We start from the raw sequence: 25,451 nt of genomic DNA, 5'->3' as shown, positions 1-25,451 counted from the left end.
TAAGAGTTACATAACTCTTAATCTTTAAATCTCTTTTTTATTTTAAAACTTTTTCCCAGCTTCTATTTTCTAAATAATCTAACATTTCACCTTTTAATTCTTCTCTTCTTAAAGCAAATTCTATTGTTGCTTCTAAGAATCCAAGCTTGTCTCCAACATCATATCTTTTTCCCTCAAAATTATATGCATACATTGCTTCTTGAGATATTAAAGTTTTTAATGCATCAGTAAGCTGAATTTCTCCACCTTTTCCTGGTTTAGTATTCTCTAATATATCAAATATTTGAGGAGTTATTATATATCTTCCTAAAATAGCTACATTACTTGGAGCTTCTTCAACACTTGGTTTCTCAACTAAATCTTTTACTTTATAAACTCTGTCCTCTATGTGAATTCCATTTATTATCCCATATTTAGATACATTTTCTTCTAATACAGTTTGAACTCCTAAAATAGAAGTTTTATATTCTTCATAACATTCCATCAATTGCTTTAAACATGGTTTTTCATTATAAACAACATCATCTCCTAAAAGAACTGCAAAAGGTTCATTTCCCACAAATGTTTTTGCACAATGAATTGCATGCCCTAATCCTTTTGGCTCTTTTTGTCTTATATAATGAATATCAACCATACTTGAAATATCTTTTACTAACTCTAAAAGTTCTTCTTTTCCTGATTTCTCTAATTCCATTTCAAGCTCAATACTTTTATCAAAGTGATCTTCAATACACTTTTTATTTCTTCCTGTTATTATAAGAATTTCTTCAATTCCAGATGCAACAGCTTCCTCTATAATATATTGAATAGTTGGCTTATCAACTATTGGTAACATTTCCTTTGGTTGTGCTTTAGTTGCTGGTAAAAATCTAGTTCCTAACCCAGCTGCTGGTATTATAGCCTTTTTTACTTTCATAATTTTTCCCCCTTATAACATCGTTATCATTTTAATTATATCACATATATTTCCATATAATTATTTAAAATAATTAATTATTATAGATTTTTCATTTTACCCCCTTAAATTTTATTCTATTTTTATACTTTTTCATTTTAATGCGATATTTTTTAGTAAAGTATTAAAAAATTAGCTTTTATTTTAATATTAATTTTATTTTTAACGTATTTTATGTTGAATCTTATAATATTTGATGATATATTAATGTCATATTAAATTTTACAAAAGCGAGGTTTTTTATATGAAAAAGAGTACGAGAGATTTTTTTATTGTTGGCTTTGCACTTTTCGCTATGTTTTTTGGTGCAGGTAACTTAATATTTCCACCATTTTTAGGACATGCTGTAGGTAAGGATTTTATCTTTGCTATAATAGGATTCACCTTAACTGGAGTAGGTTTACCTTTGCTAGCTATAATCGCTTGTACTAAAGGTGATGGAACTTTCAAAACAATGGCTTCAAAAATTGGACCTAAATTTGCAATTGTTTTTGCAGCAATTTTATTTATTGCAATTGGACCAATGCTTGGAATTCCAAGAACTGCTGCAACTACTTATGAACTTACTATTCACCCAATATTACCTCAAATACCTCCATTTGTTTGGATGTTAATTTATTTTGGTATAAATTTATTTTTTGTATTTAGCAAAACTTCAATCATAGATACTATAGGAAAATTTTTAACACCTGCATTACTTATAATCCTTGGAATAATAATAGTTAAAGGAATATTTTTACCAATAGGAGATGTTGCAGATACTGGATTTACAAGTGTATTTTCAAATTCACTTATAGAAGGTTATCAAACTATGGATGCATTAGCTGCTTTACTTTTTGCGGCTATTGTCTCAAAAAATATTTCTTCTAAAGGATATTCAAAAGAAAAGCTACTTCCTATGACTATTAAAGCTAGCTTAGTTGCTGCTATTGGACTTGCTATTGTATACGGAGGATTAACTTTTATAGGTGCACAAACTACATCAGTAGTTAGTGGAGATATAACTAATACAAGTCTTTTACTTTTTATTTCTAAAAGAATACTAGGTAGTGCTGGTACTACAATAATCGGTGTTGCAATGGGACTTGCTTGCTTAACTACTTCAATTGGATTAATAACTGCTGGATCCTCTTTCTTTGAAGAAATATCAAAAGGCAAATTAAAATATAAATATAATGCTATTTGTATAACTATAATAAGTATTTTTATTGGAAGTCTTGGAGTAGATAAAATAATAAAAATCTCCGGACCAATACTTAATATACTTTATCCTGTAGCAATAACTTTAATATTTACCACTTTATTTAGTAAATTCTTAAAAAATGTACGTGCTATTAGATTAGGTGTTTATGTATCATTAATATTTGGAATTCTTCAAGTTATACCTTTTGTTAACTTAAGCTTTATTCCACTTGCCTCTTTAGGTTTCTCATGGTTAATTCCAACAATACTAAGTGTTATTATTGGAAATTTAATATTTAGAATACCATCTCAAGAATTAGTTCAAGCATAAAAAATGGAGCATATAAAATATGCTCCATTTTAATATAAAATAATTTATATATTCCGAACTATTCCTAATTTTTTTCTGTTAACACATACTAAGTGCAGTATCTTCTTCTCTTACTAATCTCCATTTTATAGCTTGTTGAACAGAATTAGAAGAAGAATAAAAATTAACCAAGACTCCTTTTTCATTTACAAGTGCTCTTCTATTATATATATCTTTTATAAAATCTCTTGGATTATCTCTGTATTTTAAAGGTGATATTATTTTATATGCTCCCATAACACCATTTTGTACTGCAGTAGAAACTAAAACATTTTGTACTGCTAAATTTGAAAGCATTTTTGAAAATCCCCCATCTCTTCTTAACATTCTAACAAGCTTATCATAATAATTTTCTCTTATAAACTCCATTTGTAAATTATAGAATGTATTTGGATATTTATTTGCTATAGACTTCCAAACATTATCAAATTCATTTCCGTATTGTATTCCCTTTTGTTTATATTCAGCTCTAACTAAGGCAAAATAAAAACTATAATTTTCTCTTTTTAAAAAATTAATAAATTCAGCTAAAGTCCCAGTATTGCTTGAAAATTGCCAAGCTCCATAAGATTTCCCGCCAAAATCTCCTTTTCCTGTTGAAATACTTCCCGGATTATTATTAGACTCAAAAATAGCAGAAAGCTGTGTAATTTGTCTTGTTGTATAATAATTATTAGCATTTTGATTGTTAACTTTATTTCGTACGTTATTTTTCTTACTTATATAATTAGCTCTTACTGAGTGATTTATAGTATCTGCATGAGCTGTTATTGTTCCAGTTGCTCCTGTAATGGCTGCTGTTACTGCTGCAGCTATAAATATTCGTTTCAATTCAAAGTTACCCCTCTTTCTTCTGTATATATTAATATTAAAAGTTATTTTATCCCTCTACAATGCTTTTTACACTTTATTTACAAACTAAAAAAGACGCAGAATATTTTATTCTGCGTCTCTAATTTATTTATAATAATTTAGAATATCTTCTCTTGTATTTAAATTTAAATTTCTAGGAATTAATAATTCTTTTGAATCCTTCCCTATTAATTTACCATCTACCAAGTATTCTTTATTTAATAATTTTTGTCCCCACATTATTATTTCATCTGTTAAAGGTGTTTTCACATTTAAAACTTCTGCGAATCCCTTTATAATACATGTTCCAAACTCTAAATCTTCTATGAAGTATCTTGACTCTAAATTTGGTTTAAACCCATTTTCACACTCTATCATTGGAGTCTTTATTCCTATAAATCCTGGTGCTGTCCTAATTTTTTCTGTTAATTCAGATGGATGCTCTATATTAAATCTAGATTTTATTCTTTCAAATTCACTAGATGGATTATTTATTAAAGCTTTAGTTACATCTTCTAATTCTTTATCAAGATTAATTAAGCATTTTGATGCAAAATCTCCCCATCCTTCATAAAATAATGAATGCTCATCATATACTTTTTCATCATGATGATCTTTAAATAATTCATAAAGTCTAGATGGATGAAAAATTGGATTTGAAGGTGATAATGTTATAGCTAAATAACTTTCTAAAGGTATACAAGGAATATCTATTAATTTAGTCATTATATCTGCAATTTCACTACATTTTTCCTTTGGAAATGCACCTATTTTCATAAAAGGATTTCTTTCTTTTAAATAAACACTCTTACCATATTCTTTTAATCTTGTAATAGATGGAACTCTTTGACTGCCAAAGAAAGTACAACCTTTTTCTAAAAATTTATCTTTAAAAAATTCAACTCCACCAAATCCTGGAATTATACCTATTGCTGCTCCAGGTTTTATATATTTTATAATTTCATTTAAAGCTTTTTCTAGCATAAATGAAGGATATGTAACAAGAATTATGTCTGCTTCTTCTACTCCTTCTTTATAATTATCAACAACTTTATGAAGTTTAACTCTATGTTCTAAATTTTTTTCTTCTTCTATTAAGTCAATAAATCCATCAAACATATCAACTTTTGAAGTATGTAACCATACTTTATTATTCTCATTTAAACCTATAAAACTTGCTAAGTAAGTTCCTATATTTCCTGCTCCTATAATACAAATATTCATACTGTTCCTCCTCAAAAATTCTTTGTCTACATTTTACCATATTTTCTTTTTTATGTGTTTACAATTCTGTAATATTTATTTTTATTAAATTTTTTTATATTGACAAGAATTTTTCAATTGATATAATGTATTTAACAAATTTTTTAATCAGATAAGAATAGTCGGATACGTTGAAATAGAGATTTAAAAAGCTAAAAGTCACAGAGAATAAATCATTTTGGTGAGAGATTTAACTTAGTAACTTTTTTTATTGCGCTATGGAGTATGCCTTATGAAATTAAGTAGTTTGGCAGGATTGCTACCTTATAGCTAGAATTTTAAATTCATTGAGGGACTTTTGTCTAAAGTAGAGTGGAACCGCCCAAAATTGGGTCTCTATACTTTAGAGAGAAGTCCTTTTATTGCATATAATATAATATACAAAATTAAATGGAGGTATAATCATGAAGAAAAAAATTATAGGTATATCTTGTAATATAGTAAACACTAAAGATAATGATTCTTTTCCTGGTTTTACAGTTCAAAGAATTTTTACTGAATATGTAGAAGCCGTAAAACTAGCTGGGGGAATTCCTATATTAATTCCTGCAACTACAGACAGAGATATAATCAAAGAACAAGTTGATTTAATTGATGGATTAATCATAACTGGTGGCTATGATATTGATCCTAATAGATATGGTGAAGAACCTCATCCTCTTCTTAGCATTATTTCAAATGAAAGAGATGAATTTGAATTTACTCTTTTAGAAATGGCTACAAAGGCTAAGATTCCTTACCTAGGTATTTGTAGAGGTCATCAACTTTTAAATGTTGCTAATGGAGGAACTCTTTATCAAGATCTTTCTGAATTTGATTCATGTAATATAAATCATGTTCAAAAAGGTGATCCTCATAAAGGATATCATAAAATTAATATTACTGAAGATTCTAATCTTTTTAATGTTTTTGGGAAAGAATATAGAGTAAATTCATTTCATCATCAAGGAATAAAAAAAGTTGCTGATGGTTTTAAAATTACTGCTAAGTCCCTTGATGGAACTATAGAAGCAATTGAAAAAATAGATGAAGATAATTTTCTTTTAGGAGTTCAATGGCATCCTGAAATAATGGCAGCTAGTGACTCTAAAACATTAGATCTCTTTAAATATTTTATTTCTAAATGCTAATACTTTTAAACAGAAGAAAAAGGAGGTGGATGCTGCTACATAAATTACCTCTTTATGTAGCAGTAATTTAATGAGTAAAAAATCTAAAATTGGTTTTCTGAGCATTGTTCTTCTTGGATTCAATGCTATTGTTGGAAGTGGTATCTTTCTATTACCAAATAAAGCTATGGCTTTAATTGGACCTGCTAGTTTAGGTGTAATTTTATTTGATGCATTTCTTGCAATTACTATTGCTTTATGTTTTGCTGAAGTTGGTGGTAAATTCAAAAATAATGGTGGTCCTTACCTTTATACTAAAGAAGCTTTTGGAATATTCCCTGCTTTTGAAGTTGGATTTATGACATACGCAATATGTATAATTGCAGCAGCAACTATGGCAGTTGGATTTACTACTGCTCTTTCAGTATTTTTCCCAGCTGCATCACATGGGATTACAAAAGATATTCTAATTATTGGTCTTTTAATTTTACTTGCAATAATGAATTTAGCTGGTGTTAATCTTTCTAAAATAGTAATTAATGTTTCAACTATAGGTAAATTAATTCCTTTAGTTATTTTCATTGCAGTAGGAATATTTTTTATAAAAGGTGGAAACTTTACTCCAGTATTTCCACATGGTACATATACACATGGATCTTTTGGTTCAGCTGCTCTTTTAATTTTCTTCTCCTTTACTGGATTTGAAAGTATAGCTTTAGCTGCCGAAGATATGGATAGCCCAAGTAAAAATATACCTAAAGCTATTGTAGTTGTTATGCTTCTTGTATCAGTTATTTATATGCTTATACAAGCAATTTCAATTGGTATTCTTGGTCCTAAATTAGCAACAGACCTTACTCCAGTTGCTACAGCATCTTCTGAAATTCTGGGACCTTTTGGTGGAATACTTGTAAGTCTTGGTATACTTGTTTCAATAATAGGAATAAATGCAACACAAGCTTTCCTTACACCTAGACTTGGAATGGCTTTAGCTAATGATGGACTTTTCCCTAGAATTATGGCAAAAACAGATTCAAGAGGAGTTCCTTATGTTTCTGTAATAGTTAGTACTATAATAACTATTCCAATAGCTTTATCAGGAAGTTTTACTCATTTAGCTTTAATAAGTTCAATTTCTAGATTTGCTCAATACTTACCTACTTGTCTTGCAGTGTTAGTATTAAGAAAAAAACGTCCTGAATTAGATGGTTCATTTAAAATTCCATTTGGACCTGTAATTCCTATAATAGCTATGGCCGTTAGTGTATGGATTCTTACACAATCAGATCTTCAAGAAATTGTTTGGGGACTTGGCGGATTAATTCTTGCAATTCCACTTTATTTCTTTATGAGATATTATAATAAACGTAAAAACATAGAATTTAAATAAAAATAACCCCCTCTAGTTTAAATAAATCTAGAGGGGGTTATTTTATATTAATATTAAATTTATCATAGTCTACATAACTATTCCTGACATACCAACTTTTAATACATCCTTAGAAATACTATCTATATTTTGTTGATAATTTATTGTATAAATTGGTATTTCTCTTGCAATTATATCTTGTATTTGTCCATATAATTTTTCTTTTTCCACTTTATTCTTTGTATTTTCTGCATCTTTAAACAGTCTATCTACTTCTATATTATTAAATCCTGAAATATTCTTAGCTCCATTTGTAATAACTAATTGGGCATAATTATTTGGATTAGTTCCTTCATTATATGAAGTAATAGCTAAATCATATTCTCCACTCTTAGGATTTGAAACTTCTTTGTTAAATTCATTTTCTGCTAAAGGCTGAAGCATAATATTAATTCCTATTTTAGCTAAATTATTTTTAACTACTAAAGCTTCACTTGCAGCTGCTTTAGCTCCTGCTTCATATGTTAATTTTAATGTTAAATTATGTTCTCCTGATTCTTTCATTAATTCTTTAGCTTTGTTTAAATCATGATTGTACTCTACTACATTATTATTATAATATTCTGTTGAAGGTGTAAAAATTGAATATGCATCTTGTATATATCTACTATTTTCATATTTTGATTGTGATAAATCTTTTCTATTTAATGCATAACTAATTGCTTCTCTAACCTTTATATTACTTAATGCTTTATTGTTAAGATTAAATGCCATAACATTAACTATTCCTGAATTTGTTTCTGGTTCTACATTAAATGTAATCTTTTCTACTTTTGAATGATTTTTTTCATAGTAAGGATTTCTTACAAGAATTAAATCTTTTCCCTTCTCTTCACTTTGGAACATATAAGGTCCATCTGTAACATGCTTATTATTTTCTGGTGAATTTTTTAAATCAATAACACCTTTATATATATGCTCTGGTATAGGATGGAAAAGTGCTAAATTTCCAATAAAATCTTTAGAAGGCTCTGGCAAATCAAATTCAACAGTTAAATCATTTATTTTCTTTATTTTAATTGGTTCATTATTTATAAGAAATTTCTCTCTTAATTTTATATTATTTTTAGGATTCATCATTTCATTAAATGAATATATTAAATCATTTGCTGTTACCGGTTGCCCATCAGACCATTTTAAATCTTTATATAGCGTAACTGTATAAGTTTTTTCATCTTTTGTATGTACTATATTTTTAGCTAATCCATCACAATTAATTGATCCATCATTATTTAAATTATAAATTGGTTCATATAACATATCTGAAACAAATAAAGCGTTACTTGAACTTACATAAAAGGGATTCATTGTTTCTGGTGTGCCTGAAAGCGTCAATTCAAGATCTTTACTTACTTTATGTGAATTTCTATGATTAATAGCATATCCTCCGCCTATAATTATTCCTATTACAACAAGAGCGCCTATTATTTTAGTGATCTTTTTCTTACTCATAATTTCCTCCAAGGTTTAATCTATATCCAATTAATTATAAAAAAAAGATATGAAGTTTTTTTGAACAATAGTAAAACTTCACATCTTTATATAAATTTTTTAAGCCTATTTTTTATATTTAATATACGTTAATATCTTTTCATTTCCAATATCTTTTTCCATAAGAATTTCTAACCAAGCTTTAGCTTCTTCATATTTATTTTCATAAATATATATTTCAGTTAAAATACAATATGGTTCAATTAATTCATTTTCTCTTTTTATAATATCCTCAAATAATATTTTAGCTTTATTTAACTCTCTATTCTTTAAAGCCTTTATTCCTTCATTATAATCTACTAATAAAAGTTTAAAATTATCTGAATTAATATAATCTAGATATCTTTTAGCTTTATTTCTAGCTGTTATAGATAAGCTTCTTTCAAATACAATCTTCGCTTCATTAAACATACATTTTTTATAAAAACATAATCCTAATATATTTAATAAGTCTACATCTTTATTATTTATTTCTAATCCTTCTACTAAAGTCTTTATTGCTAAAGTTATATTTCTATTCTTTATATAATCTAAACTTATAATTTTATATTTATAAATTAGTTCTTCTGTCATATCTCTCCTAATCTATATCAAATAAGATATCTGTAAGAGTATCATCTAACTTTGTTACTTTATCCTTATCTTCATTTTCAATAGCAGTTTTCATTTCAGATATTATACTATTTACATTTTCTAAAGTTTTACTATCCATTTTTTCAAATTTATCTTTAGCTACTGATATACTTACACTAACTATATTATAAAGTTCTGAATCTTTCCATGTTAGATTCTTCTGTTTTATATTTATATCTTTTGATAGATCTTCTATATCTTTTTCATTTAATCTCTCAACAGCCATAAGTTTATGTTTCTTTTTTCCTGTTGATAAAACTTCAACTGAAACATCTAACATTCCATTTAAATCATATTCAAAAGTTACCTCTACTTTTTCTTCTCCAGCTTTTTTCTTTGGAATACCATCTATGACAAAGTTTCCAACAAACATATTATCATCAGTCAGCTTTTCTTCTCCTTGATAAACTCTTATATTTACTCTTTCTTGATCATCAGAAGAAGTTACATAAATTTCTGATTTAATTATTGGTAACTTCATATCTCTTTTTATTATTGGACTAAATTCATTTTCTTCAACTGCTACTCCAAGTGTATAACTACAAACATCTGTAACAATAAGTCCACTTTCTGAACTTATTTTAGAATCTTTAATTCCTGCTTGAACTGCTGCCCCAAGTGCTACTGCTTCATCAGCATTTACACTACTTATAATTTTATCTCCAAAAGATTTCTTTAACATATCTGAAACAGCTACCATTCTACTTGAGCCACCTACAAGAAGAACAATATCTATATCCTTACCTGTTATTCCTGATGCTAGAAGAGTTTCCCCAACTATTACTTCTGTCTTTTCTATAAGATCTTTTGTTAACTGATTAAATCTATCTCTTGAAAATTCAAATTCTATATCTATAGATTCTCCCTCTTTATCTATCCCTAAATTATTTATTATTATGTCTGTACTATTGGATACTGATAAATCTTTCTTAGCCTCTTCTGCTGTCTCTTTTATTTCACTTTTCTTTTTCTTACTTAATTTTTCTATGTTAACTTCTGTATTTTTAGATATATATTCTAAAATATATTCCTCTATTCTATTATCAAAATCTTTTCCACCTAAAAGATTATCTCCTCTACTTGCTTTAACATCCATTATTCCAGAAAAAAGTTCAAGAACTGTACAATCAAAAGTTCCTCCACCTAAATCATAAACTAAAATTTTAGCTTCTTTACCTATATTTTCTAATCCATAATACATAGCTGCTGCTGTTGGCTCATTTATAATTCTTTCTACTTTTAATCCAGCAATTTGTGCTGCTTCCTTTGTAGCCGCTCTTTGTATATCATTAAAATTTGCAGGAACAGTTATTACTGCTTCATCAACTTTCCCTATTTGCTCTTCTGCCATTTCTTTTAATTCTTTTAATATTATTGCTGATATTTGTTGTGGAAGGTATTCCTTTTCATTTATTACTATCTTCTCATTTGTTCCCATAAGTCTTTTTATTTCACTTACTGTTATTTCTGGTCTTATAAGCATTTGTCTCTTTGCTTTTTTCCCAACTATTATTTCATCTTTTTTTATGGTAACTACAGATGGCATTATATTTCCATCACAATACTTTTCATTTCCTATAATTACAGGATGTCCATCTTTTATATATGCAACCTCCGAAGTAGTAGTTCCTAAATCAATTCCTATTATATTTCCCATATACTAAATTTCCCCCTCATTTTTTATAACAACTACACGACTTTCTCTTATTATATTCCCCTTATAACAATAGCCGCTTTTAACTTCCTCTACTATAGTTTCATTCTCTTCTTCATTTCCTTCTATAACCTCTACACAATAATGAACATCCTCATTAAATTGCTCAGAAATAGTCTTTATTCTCTCTAATCCTATATAATTTACTTTTTTATTTATCTTCTTAAAAGTTTTATTAAAAGCTTTTAAACCCTTTAAGTCGTTACGTTCCTCTAAAAGTTCTTTAAGCTCATCTACTTCATCTAATATCTGTATCATTCCATTTAAAATTTTTTTAATAGACTTATCTTTTTCACATATTTCTTTATTTAACTTTATGTTCTCCATTTCAAGTCTATCTATTTTATCTATATAGGATTGTTCTAATCTTTCAAACTTTATTAGCTCTTTTTTTCTTAATCTTTCTATATCTTTAAATAAATCATTTATATCTTTACTTAATAAAATACTCTCTATAGAAGATTTCTCATCTAAGTACTTTGCCTTATAAAAATCAAACTCTTTCTCTAAATCTATCCCCCTCATATATTCACTTCTCCCTATTATAAAAACCTCAATAAACCTATGATTATCACAATTACTAAACAAATAAAAATGAAAAAACTTAATTTTTTCCCATTAGTTTTAGATTTTCTTCTATTTTTATTATTTTCATGTATATTTGCTTTTTTATTTTTTGCTTCTCCTTCATAGGGAATAAATCCTCCATATTTATCAAATAAATATTTAGCATCTATTGAATATAGTTCCTTATGAAATTTCTCTAAAATTTCTAAATTAAACTTTATTTTTTCTACATTATATTCTTCTTTCAGCTTTTCTAAATAAAAGATTAATTCTTCATCTATTTGCTCTTTCAATTCTTCATCTATTGCAATGCTCTTCTTTACTGATGCCAATAAAAACTTCTTTAAAGTTTTATGAAAATTATTTCTATCTACAATTGCCATCTCTTTAACTAATGAAAACGTAATTGTTGCCCATCCTAAATTATCTTTATAGTCTTCTTCTGAAATTTCACTTTTTATATCTCTTATATAACTTATAAGTTCTTCTAAACATATAATAATTGCGTTGGCATTTTCAAAATCTAATATTTCTATAATTGTTCCCTTTATTAATTCTAATTTTTCATTATTATCTGGGTTTATTTCAAAATTAATAGCTTGAGTTAAATACTTTGAACCTTGTTCAATTTCTTTTATTCTAAATAGATATTTAGATAACTCACAAAAACCATATACACTTCCTCTTTTATTTAAAAATGGTATAACATTTTCAAATAAAATCTCTCTCACTTGCTCATAATTTCTATCTTCAATATATAAATCCAATATATTAAAATATAAATTAACATCATTAAATTTAAGTATACCTTTTTTTAAATATGATTTTAAATTCTCTTCATCATTTAATTTATAAAGATAAAATAACATCCATTCTATTTGAGAGTAAGTTAAATATTTAGATTTCTCAAAAACCTTTTTTTGTATATTATATGCCTTTGTGTAATTTTCTTCTTCTGCATATATTTTACCAAGTTCATGTAAAACACTTGGAACATCTCCTTCTAATTTTAGAAAACTAATAAGTCTATTTTTTCCTTCCAGTAGTTCTCCTTCTTTTATTAGTCTTAATCCTTCATCTAAAATTACTTGTGCATTACTGTCATATCCATTAAATTGATCATATTCATATCTCTGCTTTTTATCACTCAATATTTCATAAGCAGAATTTACCTTTGAAAATTCTTTACTATATTTCTCTGGCGGATATTTTCTAAGCATTTTAGCATAAGCTTTTTTTATTTCTGACAAACTAGCTTTCTTAGAAACCTCCAAAACCTCATATAAATTTTCCCCCATAGCCCCTCCAAAATAAATCCATTATATTACAATTTTAACATTAAAATTCTTCTATAACAATAATATTAATATTTAAATTAAACATCCTAGTTTCTATTTTCCTATATTTTTACCTATTTTAATATAAAATACATTTTAAAATTTATGTTATGGTATAATGTATATATAGAGACTAAATTACAAGGAGGCTTTTTTATGAATAAATTTCAAAAAAGAGTAGCAAAAGAAACTAAAAAAAGATTAGATTTAGATGCAAAAGTTGAAGAATTTTCAAAACAACTTGAAGAAATGAAAACTGTTGGAGAAATAGAAACTATTTTAGATCAAATAGACCTTTTACCATCATGGTATGAAATAAAAAAAGGTGTTGTTAGAGATTTCAAAAAATCTAAATAATAAAAAAGCTATGCAATAATTGCATAGCTTTTTTTAATTTAATCCAATCTTTTCATTTACACAAGCTTTAAATTTGCTCATTTTTTCTTCTGAATCTTCTATTGAATTTCCTATAACAGAAAGATAGAATTTTATTTTAGGTTCAGTTCCAGAAGGTCTTACAACAAACCAAGAACCATCTGCTAATATATATTTAAGAACATTTGATTTTGGTAACTTAATTTCCTTAACTTCTCCTGATACTAAATCTTTTTCTACTGATTCTTTATAATCAAAGAAAGTTTTTACTTTAACTCCATCAACTTCTTCTATAGGATTCTTTCTTAATGACTCTAAACAGCTTTGTATCTTTTCTGCTCCTTCTTTTCCTTTTAAAGTTACAGATTGAAGCTCTTCTTTAAAGTATCCATACTTATCACAAAGCTCTACATAAGCTTCATAAAGACTCTTATTTTTTGTTTTATAATAAAGAGTCATTTCCGCAACCATTTGAGCTCCTATTATAGCATCTTTATCTCTAGCATGATCTCCAAAAAGACATCCATAGCTTTCTTCAAATCCAAATAAGAATGTATTCTTTCCTGTTTCTTGGAAGCTTGTCATCATTTCACCTATATATTTAAATCCAGTTAAAACATCAAATAATTCTACATTATATTCATTACATATTCCTCTAACCATTTCTGTTGTAACTATTGTTTTTATAACAGCTCCATTTTTAGGAAGTTCTCCAAGTTCTTTATATGAACTTAAGATATAATGAGTTAATAATGCCCCAACTTGGTTTCCTGTAAGAACTCTATATTCTCCAGTTGAATCTTTAACTATAGCCCCTATTCTATCCGCATCAGGGTCAGTTCCTAAGATTATATCTGGATTCATAGTTTTAGCCATATCTAGTGCTATTTTAAATACACTTTTATCTTCTGGGTTTGGATATGGTGCAGTTGGGAAGTTTCCATCTGGTGTAGCTTGTTCTTCTACTATGTGTAAATCTGTATATCCTAATTCAGTTAAAACTCTCTTAACTGGCATTAATCCTGTTCCATGAATTGGAGTGTAGATTATTTTTAAATTTTTAGCATTCTCTTCTACTAATTTTTTTCTTATAGTATGTCCCTTTAATGTTTGAATAAATTTATTATCTATTTCTTCACCTATAATATTTAATAAATCTTTTTCTAAAGCTTCTTCTCTTGAGACTAATTTGATGTCTTTATAATTAACATTGCCTATTTCATTTATTATAGTCTTAGCTGCTTCATCAGTTATTTGACATCCATCATCTCCATAAACTTTATATCCATTATATTCTTTTGGATTGTGAGATGCAGTAATAACTATCCCTGCTTTACATTTAAGCTCTCTAACTCCAAATGAAAGTTCTGGAGTAGGTCTTAAACTTTCAAAAAGATAAGCCTTTATTCCATTTCCACCTAGTACTAATGCGGCTCTTTCAGCAAATTCTTTTGACATATTTCTTGAATCAAAAGCTATACAAACTGATACATTTTCTTTATATTTTTTATTTAAATATCTAGCTAGTCCTTCTGTTGCTTTTCCTACAGTATAGAAGTTTAATCTATTATCACCAGCACCAATTATTCCTCTTAATCCACCAGTACCAAATTCTAACTCTTTATAAAATCTATCTTCTATTTCCTTTTCATCAACTATAGCTCTTAACTCTTCTTTAGTAGTATCATCAATTATGTCTGATTCTAACCATAGGTTTAGCTTTTCTTTATAATCCATATTGAACCTCCTAATCCATAAAAGAATTTATTTTCTCTTAAAATTTTAGTAATTAAAGATAATTATTTACCAACTATTTCTTTTAAATATTCCATAAATCCATCTCTTAATTCTTCTCTTCTTAAAGCATATTCAACTGTTGCTTCTAAGAATCCTAATTTATCTCCAACATCATATCTTCTTCCTTCAAAGTTATATGCATACATAGCTTCTTCATGCATAAGCTCTAAAAGTGCATCTGTAAGTTGGATTTCATTTCCTTTTCCTGGTTTAGTTCTATCTAATATTTCAAATATTTTTGGAGTTACTATATATCTACCTAATATTGCTACGTTTGAAGGTGCTTCATCTATATTTGGTTTTTCAACTAATCCTTTTACTTTCATAACTCTATTTTCTATATCAATTCCTTCTACTATTCCATATTTATTTACTTTATCATGTGGAACAGTTTGAACTCCAAGTACTGATGTATGATATTCATTATAACAATCAATAAGTTGTTTTAAACAAGGCTTTTCATCATTATAAACAATATCATCTCCAAGTAATATAGCAAATGGTTCATCCCCAACGAATGCTTTAGCACAGTTTATAGCATGACCTAATCCTCTTGGCTCTTTTTGTCTTATATAATGTATATCTACCATATTTGAAATATCTTGAACCATGTCAAGCATACTTTGCTTTCCAGCTTTTTCAAGTTCAAGTTCTAATTCTACACTTCTATCAAAGTGGTCTTCAATACATTTTTTACTTCTTCCAGTTATGATTAATATTTCTTCAATACCTGAAGCTATTGCTTCTTCTATAATATATTGAATTGTAGGTTTATCAACTATAGGAAGCATTTCCTTTGGTTGAGCTTTAGTTGCAGGTAAAAATCTAGTTCCAAGACCTGCGGCAGGGATTATCGCTTTTTTTATCTTGTTATTCATAATTACTCCTTAGTTTCTCTTTAATTTTTTTATTATAAATTCAATCACTAGTTTATTTATTTCATCTCTAATAATAACTAAAACTATAAAATATACTATTACCCCAACTATTGATTGGATTATTGTCGTTATAAATGTAGCTGACATAAATTTCCCTATGAATACAACAACTACTGTCATTATAGCTCCAGCTATAATATATTTTAATATAGCTTTTAATAATGGTTTTGTATCTATTTCTTTATATAATAATGCATATTGTACAGCTGTTACGGCAAATTCAGCAACTACTGTTGCAACACATGAACCAAAAGCTTTAAAATATGGTATTAATATAAAATTCAGGATTACATTTACTATTGCACCTACAGTAACTGAAATAGTAAATGCCCTATTTTTATTTGTAGGTAATAAATATTGCACTCCTAATACATTACTTATTGCTATGAAAAATAAAATAGGTACTGATATAATTAATAAATATTTTACTTCATCAAAATTTTTTCCAAAAAACCATGGTACAAACTTTTCTGAAATACTTGCAAGTCCAAATGCCATTGGAATAGAAACATATGATACTCCTATTAAACTATTATTTAAATGTTCCTTTAGCTTTTCTTTATCACCACTTGCAAAAACATTGCTCATTCTAGGAAGCATAACAACACCTAATGAAGTTACTAATCCTAAAACCATTTTTACTATATTTTGAGATTGTTGATAAAAACCAACTTGAACTGTGTCTGATAAAATTCCTAGCATAGATTTATCTAAAACAGCATATATTTGTATAGCTATTTGTGGAATAAATAAAGCTAATGCTGGTTTTATATGATATTGTATATCTTTCCATTTAATTTTAACCTTTGATACTGTTTTAGGCAAATATGGCCACATAACTAAATTTCCCAAAAAAGCCATTCCAGCGTTTATAAATACATATAAAGCTACATCATTCATGTTTTTTACAAATGTAAATATAAGTATAACCCCAACTATTCTTACAAATAAATTTCTTGTAACAGTCTTTTTAAAATCTTCTAATCCCATGTATAACCAAGAAATATCAACAGTAGCAACTAATATGTTTATTCCTTGAATTAAAAATATTGTCCCATAATTCTTATCTCTAGAAAATATTAGTACATAGACTATTAATGCTATTCCAGTTGTAATTAATTTTAATATAGTAATAGACCAAAATGTAACGGACAATTTATGTTTATCGTCCCTTACATATGCTATTTGTCTATTTCCATATAAACTTATCCCTATTGTACCAAGTATTACAAAATATTGAACTATAGAATTTGTATAACTAGATATACCTACTCCATCTGGTCCTAATACTCTAGATATATAAGGTACAGTAATTAATGGCAATAATAAAGTTACTACTTGATATATTAGATTATATAAAACATTTTTCTTTACGCTTACAGTCTTACTCATCATTACTTCTCTCTTCATAAATTTTATCGTCTTTTTTTGTATTATCCCAGTTCATAAACAAAATACTCCATCCAATAGATAAGAAATATATAATAATATATCTATATGGTATTTTAGTTACAGTTAGTAAAACAAATAATATTATACTAACTATTACATATCCTATCTTTTTTTTCTTTATGCCATATGCAATAGATAAAAATAATGGTGCAATATATATAAGTAATTGCATTAATCCACCTTCCGGTAATAATGCTAATAATCCACTACTTCCACCAATATCAGTTCCTCTTAATACTAGATTCATGTATTGTCTTACATAGTCATATTGATTATATCCCCAACCAAGTAATTTATGAGATTTCCAAGCCTCAAATCCTACTCTAAAGTCATCCATTCTTACTGAAAATGAACCTGTTTTTCCATTTCCTTGATGAATTTTATTTATTAAGAAATATCCTCCTATTACAACCCCTATTATAATTAATAATGGAATTATAATTCTAAATAACATTTTTCTATATTTACTCTTACTAATAACTATTAATATTTTGAAAAATATTAAGCTCATCATAATTAAAATTCCTGTAGTTGATAGAGTAGTTAATATAGTAACTATTAATATACCTAATGCTATTTTATTTAAATTTTTTCTTACAAAAAGCTCACACATAAGTCCTATAGATAAAATAAATGCATACATTGGCGCTTCTGTAAATATTCCAGAATTTCTTATAAACTCTCTTCCTGAAAGGTGTATTGTTTGAGTTTCATAATATATATTATAGTAATTAGGAATAAATCTATCTCCACCCCATGTATAATACATTTGATTACTAGGATAAATTAAGTGAACTACGCTACCTAAAAAATAAAATATTAATGAAATAGCTGCAAGAATTACTATTATATTTGATATTTTAAGTAAAAATCTATATTTTTGTCCCTTATTTATTAATCCTAAATTATATAATAAGAACCCTATTAAAATAACAACAAAATCTATAATGAAATTTACTCTATTTACTCCACTAAATAATGCATATGCCATATTATAGATACTTAAAAACATAAAAACATATATGAGCTTTTTAAAGTTTTTCCTTATGCTTATAATATCTTTAAAACTTAATATAATTAGAATATATAACACAATTATAGTTAAATATGTTACCTTTTTAGAAATATACATAAAGTTCCAAACACTATTACTATTAATTACAACAACTATTGCTAAAATATATTCTAAAATATTTAAAAGCATTTCTTTTCTATCTAAATTATTTTCATAATACTTATTTAACATGTTCTATCCTTGGGTTAAATGTTATTCCGCTAAAATATCCTTTTAAAACAACTTTAACCTTTTTTCCTTTCCCCTCTTTACTTTTAAGTAATATTTGAAGTATAGATTTAATAGTATATTTTGTATGAAAAATAACTCCTCTAAACCCTCTTTTTTTATTCATATAAAATTTATTTCTATATTCAAAAAAATATCTTCCTACCCTATCTGTATCTCCATTTATTATGTCCACCCCTACATTTGATTTCATATAGTGATGTACTATGCTGTCAATACACATATAGCATTCATATTTTTCACTTATTCGTAAAGTATACTCAGTATCATCTCCCCAAATAAAAAAATCTTTTATTGGAAGTCCAAACTCTTTTACTATTTTTCTTGAAAATAGCATAGATACAAAAGATGCATTTTTAACTCTAACTAATCCATCCGTTATATAATCATTCCAAACAGGTTTTACTGTTGGCACATTCATAACACATGCTTTATTATCTTTAAAAAGAACATTACTACATAAAAACCCTATTTTATCTTCTCCTATGATTTCTATTTTATTAATCATATTTTCTAAAGCGGTTTCTGTAGCAAATGTATCATCATCCATAATCCAGATATAATCATGCCCTTTTTCATATGCCTTTTTAATACCTTTATTAAAGCCACCAGCACCTCCTATATTTTCGTCTAAAAATACTGGCGTTACTTTTTCTTCTTTTAAATCTCTTAAATATTCTCTAGTTCCATCTGTACAATTATTATCTATAATAATAATCTCATCTAATTTTAGGCTTTGATTAAGTAATTTTTCTATTGTACTTTTTAACAAGTCTATCCTATTATAAGTTACAATTACTGCACATATTCTCATATGTTATTTTCCTTTCCTGATATCATATCTCTAAAAAATCTATATATATCTTCTATACAGAAAAATATTATTGTATTAGTTTTTAAAATATTTTTTCTTATTTTTATATTTTTACCATAAAAATCTCTGTCTAAAAGATCAAATACTTCTTCATCAAATTCTTTAATTTTATAATTATATATAGAATTCAATGCCATTGCACTTAATCTATTGCAAAAATATTTTTTTAGTTCTTCATTTCTAAATTTATCCGCTTCTTTATTTAACTTACTAACTATTTTTAAAATATCTTTTCCATACTTAATATTTTTTTTAGAATTGATAATTGAACCTTCTCTTTGTCTATATACATAAAAAATATCTTTGTAAATACTTACTTTATTTGCACATAATAATGCTCTTGGTGTAAATTCTTCATCTTCATGAACAATATTGGGCATAAATCTCAAATTATTTTTATTTATAAGATCTTTTTTATAAATACTTAACCACACTGGAGCATAAACTCTTTTTGTTTTCAAAGATTTTAATAAAAACTCTTCTGGGTTCATAGGACTTTTATTAAATATATTAAAATCAAAATTTAATTCTTCACGTCTTCCATCATCATATAATTTAACGCAACTTCCAACTACCATATCACTATTGTCTTCTATTCCTATGTTATACATATTTTCAAATGAATTTTTATTTTCTATAAAATCATCACTATCAACAAAAGAGATATATTCACCTTTTGCTTCTTCTATTCCTCTATTTCTAGCACTAGATAATCCGCCATTTTTTTGATTTATTATCTTTATTTTTGGATTTTTTAAATTTAATATTTTTTCCATGCTTGAATCTGTTGATCCATCATTTACTACTATTATCTCCATAGAATCTAGTGACTGATTTAATAAAGAATTTATACATTCCAACACATATTTTTCAACATTATAAACAGGAACTATTACGCTTAATTTTATCACTTTTCTAATCCACCTATTTTATTTTTATCATAATTAATTTCTCTTAAAAAAACAATTCCTAAAACTAATACAAATCCTATACTTGTTATAAGAACAACATTTAATGCTCTTTGATTTATTACAGCTTTTTTAGAACAAAATAGTCTTTCTTCCATATTAACATTTGTAATGTCGCCATATCTTTTACTATATTCTGTTCCATCATTTATCATAGTTGCTGCCACAGCTTCAACTACATCTATAGCTTGATTTTTATTTTTATTAGTATAGTCTATATCAAAAGTTGAAGAATAAACGCTTGGATCTATAGTTATATTTTTAATAACATCTTCCACATTAACGTTTAATTTAGAATTGTTAATTGCTTTTTCTATCATTTTTCTTTCTATATCATTGCCTAAATATGATTTTATTATGCTTTGATACATTTTTGTACTATCTTTTCCTATTTTAGCACTATTAATATTTCCAACAGTTAACTTTACTTTTGCATTATAATCTATTCCCATAACAAAAAAATTTATTAAAATGGATATTATGAAAATTAAAAATGTTATTCCAAATATAATTTTATATTTTCTTTTTAATATATTTAATAGCTCTTTAATCTCTACTTCTTTATTCTGCAATATTTCTCCTCCTTAATAGTACTATTTTAAATTCAATTAGAATTATACCACATTTTTTCTTTTTTTTAATATTATTTTATTTTCTTCAAAACTTTTTTTCAGTTTATACAAAATAAAACCAAGGAGATTAATACTATCTAAAAATCCCCCTGGTTTATACTTTATATAATCTTTATTCTACTTTATTTTTTCTATGGCTTTACCTAAGAAATATCCATTTCTAAGTTTTTCTCCAAATTTTCTACAGTTTTCAGCCATTTCTTTATATTTTTCAAATGTTATATTTTCTAAAGTCTTATCAATTTCTTTTAATGAATCTATTGCTATTCCAATATTATTTTCTAGCACTAAATCTTTCATAGCACTCTTATTCCATACAATTACAGGCATTCCTATAGATAAATACATTGAAGTTTTATGAGGATTATTTACTTTTAAATATTCTCCCATCATTCCGCTACATTTATCTAAGGATTCTCCATCCCATATTAAACCAAATCCTGTTTTCATATGCTTACCTAATTCTTCTGGCTTAAAGCATCCTATATAATCTAAATTATTTTTGTTATTAAGGACTTTTTCCTTTTCAAAACCAACTCCATAAAGAGATATTTTAGTTTTTACATCATCTAACTCTTTTAAATATATATATTTTGCTTTATCTATAACTAGATTTCCTGCAATATTAATATTTTTAAAATCATCTACAATTTCCATATCAAATTTATCTGATAAATAATCAAATATATCTAAATTATATATTGGAACTTTAACTCCACTTTGGACTAATAACTTAGTCATATGTTCATTATGAGAAATAATACCATCTAACTGATTAAAAACTTTTACTTCATCATTCATTGTTATAGGTTTTTCATAAGGTCTAAGACATATTATATCGTGTATTAAAGCAACAACTTTTATTCCATTACTTCTTAATTCTTGAATAGTATTAAAAAAGCTTCCCCAATATTTAAAGTAATATGGGTATTGGATTAATAATGTATCGCCACTTTTTAATTTTTTCTTTTCATTTCTTCTCTTAAAAAATGATTTATAATATATTTTTCTTCCGCCTAAATAAAAATTTAATTCTTTACATCCATTTTTAATCATTATCTTTTCAGCATCTAATCTTGCCTTACTTAGAGCATTAAAATTCTCTTCTTGATAATCCTTTAAAAAATAAATCATATTCATATATCATCCTTCTATTTTAATTCTTCTTTTACACAATTCAATGCAGATTCTATTACATTATGCATATCGAAATACTTATATTGACCAAGTCTTCCACCAAATATAACATTGTTTTCTTTATCTGCTAGTTCTTTATATTTAGCATATAAGTCATTATTTTTATCATTATTTATTGGATAATATGGTTCATCACCTTTTTTCCAAGTTGCAGGATATTCTTTTGTTATAACTGTCTTACTAGAATCACAATCTTCAAAATGTTTATGTTCAATTATTCTTGTATATGGTATTTCATATTCAGTATAATTTATAACTGCATTTCCTTGATGATTTTCTTCATCTAATAATTCGTCTTCAAATCTTAAACTTCTATATTCAAGAGTTCCAAATTTATAATCATAATACTCATCTATCATTCCTGTAAATACTATTTTTTCTGCAATATTTTCTAATTCATTTCTATCTTTGAAGAAATCTGTATTTAATTTAACTTCTACTCCATCTAACATTTTTTCAACTATTTTATTATATCCACCTATTGGTATACCTTGATATTTATCATTGAAATAGTTGTTATCAAAAGTAAATCTTACTGGAAGTCTCTTTATTATAAATGCAGGAAGCTCTGTAGCTTTTTGTCCCCATTGTTTTTCTGTATATCCTTTTATAAGTTTTTCATAAATATCTTTTCCTACTAAACTTATAGCTTGCTCTTCTAAATTTTTAGGATTTTCAACTCTTGCTTCTTTTTTTTGCTCTTCTATTTTATTTTTAGCTTCTTGTGGAGTTTTAACTTTCCATAATTGATAAAATGTATTCATATTAAATGGAAGGTTATAAAGCTCTCCTTTATAATTAGCCACTGGTGAGTTTGTATATCTATTAAATTCAACAAAGCTATTTACATAATCCCATATTTCCTTATTGCTTGTATGGAATATATGCGCTCCATATTTATGAACATTTATTCCTTCTATATTTTCACAATATACATTTCCACCTATATGTGATTTTTTATCTATAACAAGACATTTCTTTCCTCTTTTATTCATTTCATAAGCAAATGTTGCTCCAAAAAGTCCTGCTCCTACTACTAAATAATCATATTTTTTCATATTTAACTCCTTATTTCTCTTCACTTTTTAATATGTCTTTTAAGTAATCAGTAAATTTATCTTTTAAACCATCTCTTCTTAAAGCGTACTCAACTGTTGCTTCTAAGAAACCTAATTTATCTCCAACATCATATCTTCTTCCTTCAAAGTCATATGCATACATTTCTTCTTCATTCATAAGCTCTAAAAGTGCATCTGTAAGTTGAATTTCTCCACCTTTTCCTGGCTTAGTTCTATCTAATATTTCAAATATTTTTGGAGTTACTATATATCTACCTAATATTGCTACATCTGAAGGTGCTTCATCTATATTTGGTTTTTCTACTAATCCTTTAACTTTCATAACTCTATCTTTAACAAATGTACCATCTACAATTCCATACTTATTAACTTTTTCATGTGGAACTGTTTGAACTCCAAGTACTGATGTATGATACTCATTATAACAATCAATAAGTTGTTTTAAACATGGTTTTTGGTCATTATAAACAATATCATCTCCAAGTAATATAGCAAATGGTTCATCACCAACAAATACTTTAGCACAATTTATAGCATGACCTAATCCTCTTGGTTCTTTTTGTCTTATATAATGTATATCTACCATATTTGAAATATCTTGTACCATATCAAGCATACTTTGCTTTCCTGATTTTTCAAGTTCAAGTTCTAATTCTACACTTCTATCAAAATGGTCTTCAATACATTTTTTGCTTCTTCCAGTTATAATTAGAATTTCTTCAATTCCAGACGCAATAGCTTCTTCAATAATATACTGTATAGTAGGTTTATCAACTATAGGTAGCATTTCCTTTGGTTGAGCTTTAGTTGCAGGTAAAAATCTAGTTCCAAGACCTGCAGCAGGTATTATTGCTTTCCTTATTTTCTTATCCATACTAATCATCCCTTTTTCTTAAAATTTTCTTTTGTCTCTGAAAGAATTAACTCATTAAATTATGCATTTCAATTTATTAAATATTATTATTTTTTCCATGCTACTTTTTTTATAAATCTATATAATCTTAGTTTCCAAAGTATAATTGCCAATTTATTTCTATTACTAACTTCAGAATTTAAAAGTATATGCAAAGTTTCATTAAAGTTTATACATAAAAATCCTTCTTTTTTGAAATCATTATATATAGAATCTCCTGTATAATTTTCATTATATGCTGATATTATTTCTCCAAATGTATTTCCTTTAAAAGTATATACACTCTCATTATTAACCTTATTTTCAAATCTATTTAATATATCATGAACAGCTTCATTATATCCTATTGCAAGTTTCATATCTTTAGTATGCATTGCAGATTCATCATGCTGTCTATAAAAATGTATATCATCATTAATTGCTATTATTTTATTTGATTCTTCTATACATAATGTTATTGGATACCAATCTTCACAATATTTTTTATTATCAAATTTTATATTATTATCAATCCAAATAGATCTTTTAAAAATCTTATCACTTACAAATCCACGTATCTTTAAATTAAAAACATATTTCAATATTTCATCTGAGCTATATATTTTATCTTCTTCTAAAAAATCTAATTTATCAATACTTATAGTACCCTTTGAATCAAACTTTCTGTTTCCATAAATTATCCCATCCGGATTATATCTTTTTATTTTTTCACTTATTAGCTTTAAAGCTCCTTTTTTTATAACGTCATCAGAATCTACAAACATTATATAATCACCTGTAGCTTTTGAAAGTGCAAAATTTCTTGCTTTTGAAACTCCACTATTTTCTTGATAAAAATATTTAATATTATCACGATCTAAGTATTCTTTTACTTGAAGATAACTACCATCTGTTGACCCATCATTTACAAGAATAATTTCACACTCAATATTTTCATTTAATAAACTCTCTAGACATTCCTTTACATACTTTTCTGTATTATATATTGGTATTATTATACTCAACATTATTTTGACCTCCA

General features: G+C 26.3%; 23 protein-coding genes. 4 read left to right on the top strand and 19 right to left on the bottom strand.

What is annotated here, in order from left to right; genetic code table 11:
- Nucleotides 1-37: 37 nt before the first annotated feature.
- Nucleotides 38-916, bottom strand: a complete 879-nt coding sequence (galU, locus tag CLTHE_RS01310) for a UTP--glucose-1-phosphate uridylyltransferase GalU (RefSeq protein WP_080021644.1) — start codon at nucleotides 914-916, stop codon at nucleotides 38-40.
- A 283-nt stretch (nucleotides 917-1,199) separates the two neighbouring features.
- On the opposite strand from galU (CLTHE_RS01310), the gene brnQ reads away from it, so the two are divergent.
- On the top strand, nucleotides 1,200-2,468 hold the full coding sequence (brnQ, locus tag CLTHE_RS01305) for a branched-chain amino acid transport system II carrier protein (protein ID WP_080021643.1): 1,269 nt from the start codon (nucleotides 1,200-1,202) through the stop codon (nucleotides 2,466-2,468).
- Nucleotides 2,469-2,546: 78 nt separating this feature from the next.
- Here brnQ and CLTHE_RS01300 read toward each other — a convergent pair whose 3' ends face one another.
- Together CLTHE_RS01300 and CLTHE_RS01295 are read right to left on the bottom strand one after the other, a co-directional pair.
- Nucleotides 2,547-3,338, bottom strand: coding sequence for a VgrG-related protein (locus tag CLTHE_RS01300; protein WP_080021642.1), 792 nt, complete (start codon nucleotides 3,336-3,338; stop codon nucleotides 2,547-2,549).
- 126 nt (nucleotides 3,339-3,464) lie between these two features.
- On the bottom strand, nucleotides 3,465-4,583 hold the full coding sequence (locus CLTHE_RS01295) for an NAD/NADP octopine/nopaline dehydrogenase family protein (protein ID WP_080021641.1): 1,119 nt from the start codon (nucleotides 4,581-4,583) through the stop codon (nucleotides 3,465-3,467).
- 443 nt (nucleotides 4,584-5,026) lie between these two features.
- Here CLTHE_RS01295 and CLTHE_RS01290 point away from each other — a divergent pair, with 443 nt between their 5' ends.
- Together CLTHE_RS01290 and CLTHE_RS01285 are read left to right on the top strand one after the other, a co-directional pair.
- Nucleotides 5,027-5,752: a gamma-glutamyl-gamma-aminobutyrate hydrolase family protein gene (locus tag CLTHE_RS01290; protein ID WP_080021640.1), complete on the top strand. Its 726-nt coding sequence runs from the start codon at nucleotides 5,027-5,029 to the stop codon at nucleotides 5,750-5,752.
- Nucleotides 5,753-5,822: 70 nt separating this feature from the next.
- Complete coding sequence (locus CLTHE_RS01285; RefSeq protein ID WP_080021639.1) at nucleotides 5,823-7,121, top strand: APC family permease; 1,299 nt, start codon at nucleotides 5,823-5,825, stop codon at nucleotides 7,119-7,121.
- A 69-nt stretch (nucleotides 7,122-7,190) separates the two neighbouring features.
- On the opposite strand, the gene CLTHE_RS01280 is transcribed toward CLTHE_RS01285, so the two are convergent.
- The 5 genes from CLTHE_RS01280 to CLTHE_RS01260 all read right to left on the bottom strand — a co-directional run bounded on the left by CLTHE_RS01280 (nucleotide 7,191) and on the right by CLTHE_RS01260 (nucleotide 12,863).
- On the bottom strand, nucleotides 7,191-8,612 hold the full coding sequence (locus CLTHE_RS01280) for an ABC transporter substrate-binding protein (RefSeq protein ID WP_080021638.1): 1,422 nt from the start codon (nucleotides 8,610-8,612) through the stop codon (nucleotides 7,191-7,193).
- Between the two features lie 105 nt (nucleotides 8,613-8,717).
- Nucleotides 8,718-9,224, bottom strand: a complete 507-nt coding sequence (locus CLTHE_RS01275) for a tetratricopeptide repeat protein (RefSeq protein ID WP_080021637.1) — start codon at nucleotides 9,222-9,224, stop codon at nucleotides 8,718-8,720.
- Nucleotides 9,225-9,231: 7 nt separating this feature from the next.
- Nucleotides 9,232-10,941, bottom strand: a complete 1,710-nt coding sequence (locus CLTHE_RS01270) for an Hsp70 family protein (protein ID WP_080021636.1) — start codon at nucleotides 10,939-10,941, stop codon at nucleotides 9,232-9,234.
- Nucleotides 10,942-10,944: 3 nt separating this feature from the next.
- The gene (grpE, locus tag CLTHE_RS01265) at nucleotides 10,945-11,523 is read right to left on the bottom strand and encodes a nucleotide exchange factor GrpE (protein WP_080021635.1); all 579 of its coding nucleotides are present in this window, start codon (nucleotides 11,521-11,523) and stop codon (nucleotides 10,945-10,947) included.
- Nucleotides 11,524-11,540: 17 nt separating this feature from the next.
- Entirely contained in the window at nucleotides 11,541-12,863 is a 1,323-nt protein-coding gene (locus tag CLTHE_RS01260; protein ID WP_080021634.1) for a J domain-containing protein, read from the bottom strand.
- A gap of 195 nt (nucleotides 12,864-13,058) precedes the next feature.
- Between CLTHE_RS01260 and CLTHE_RS01255 the strand changes: the two genes are divergently transcribed.
- Entirely contained in the window at nucleotides 13,059-13,259 is a 201-nt protein-coding gene (locus tag CLTHE_RS01255; RefSeq protein WP_002596906.1) for a hypothetical protein, read from the top strand.
- A 33-nt stretch (nucleotides 13,260-13,292) separates the two neighbouring features.
- On the opposite strand, the gene CLTHE_RS01250 is transcribed toward CLTHE_RS01255, so the two are convergent.
- The 11 genes from CLTHE_RS01250 to CLTHE_RS01200 form a co-directional block, all read right to left on the bottom strand.
- Nucleotides 13,293-15,014: a phospho-sugar mutase gene (locus CLTHE_RS01250; RefSeq protein ID WP_080021633.1), complete on the bottom strand. Its 1,722-nt coding sequence runs from the start codon at nucleotides 15,012-15,014 to the stop codon at nucleotides 13,293-13,295.
- Nucleotides 15,015-15,076: 62 nt separating this feature from the next.
- On the bottom strand, nucleotides 15,077-15,952 hold the full coding sequence (gene galU, locus CLTHE_RS01245) for a UTP--glucose-1-phosphate uridylyltransferase GalU (RefSeq protein WP_080021632.1): 876 nt from the start codon (nucleotides 15,950-15,952) through the stop codon (nucleotides 15,077-15,079).
- 9 nt (nucleotides 15,953-15,961) lie between these two features.
- Nucleotides 15,962-17,422, bottom strand: a complete 1,461-nt coding sequence (locus CLTHE_RS01240) for a flippase (protein ID WP_242945602.1) — start codon at nucleotides 17,420-17,422, stop codon at nucleotides 15,962-15,964.
- A complete protein-coding gene (locus tag CLTHE_RS01235) occupies nucleotides 17,397-18,710 on the bottom strand; it encodes an O-antigen ligase family protein (protein ID WP_080021630.1) in 1,314 nt (437 codons plus the stop codon). The genes CLTHE_RS01240 and CLTHE_RS01235 overlap by 26 nt, the downstream gene beginning before the upstream one ends.
- Entirely contained in the window at nucleotides 18,700-19,581 is an 882-nt protein-coding gene (locus CLTHE_RS01230; RefSeq protein WP_080021629.1) for a glycosyltransferase family 2 protein, read from the bottom strand. Before CLTHE_RS01230 ends, CLTHE_RS01235 begins: the two co-directional genes overlap by 11 nt.
- Nucleotides 19,578-20,552, bottom strand: a complete 975-nt coding sequence (locus CLTHE_RS01225) for a glycosyltransferase (RefSeq protein WP_158082637.1) — start codon at nucleotides 20,550-20,552, stop codon at nucleotides 19,578-19,580. The genes CLTHE_RS01230 and CLTHE_RS01225 overlap by 4 nt, the downstream gene beginning before the upstream one ends.
- Nucleotides 20,549-21,181 carry a Wzz/FepE/Etk N-terminal domain-containing protein gene (locus CLTHE_RS01220; RefSeq protein ID WP_080021627.1) on the bottom strand — a complete coding sequence of 211 codons (633 nt, stop codon included), beginning with the start codon at nucleotides 21,179-21,181 and terminating at the stop codon, nucleotides 20,549-20,551. The genes CLTHE_RS01225 and CLTHE_RS01220 overlap by 4 nt, the downstream gene beginning before the upstream one ends.
- 177 nt (nucleotides 21,182-21,358) lie before the next feature.
- A complete protein-coding gene (locus CLTHE_RS01215; protein ID WP_080021626.1) occupies nucleotides 21,359-22,381 on the bottom strand; it encodes a glycosyltransferase in 1,023 nt (340 codons plus the stop codon).
- Between the two features lie 11 nt (nucleotides 22,382-22,392).
- On the bottom strand, nucleotides 22,393-23,496 hold the full coding sequence (gene glf / locus CLTHE_RS01210) for a UDP-galactopyranose mutase (protein WP_080021625.1): 1,104 nt from the start codon (nucleotides 23,494-23,496) through the stop codon (nucleotides 22,393-22,395).
- 10 nt (nucleotides 23,497-23,506) lie between these two features.
- Nucleotides 23,507-24,391 carry a UTP--glucose-1-phosphate uridylyltransferase GalU gene (gene galU / locus CLTHE_RS01205; protein ID WP_080021624.1) on the bottom strand — a complete coding sequence of 295 codons (885 nt, stop codon included), beginning with the start codon at nucleotides 24,389-24,391 and terminating at the stop codon, nucleotides 23,507-23,509.
- An 86-nt stretch (nucleotides 24,392-24,477) separates the two neighbouring features.
- Complete coding sequence (locus CLTHE_RS01200; protein ID WP_080021623.1) at nucleotides 24,478-25,437, bottom strand: glycosyltransferase family 2 protein; 960 nt, start codon at nucleotides 25,435-25,437, stop codon at nucleotides 24,478-24,480.
- Nucleotides 25,438-25,451: the final 14 nt, after the last annotated feature.

This window comes from Clostridium thermobutyricum DSM 4928 (genome assembly GCF_002050515.1).
Lineage (GTDB): Bacteria > Bacillota > Clostridia > Clostridiales > Clostridiaceae > Clostridium > Clostridium thermobutyricum.
Note: the sequence above shows the minus strand (reverse complement) of the source record. Positions and strands in the feature narration are given on the sequence as shown.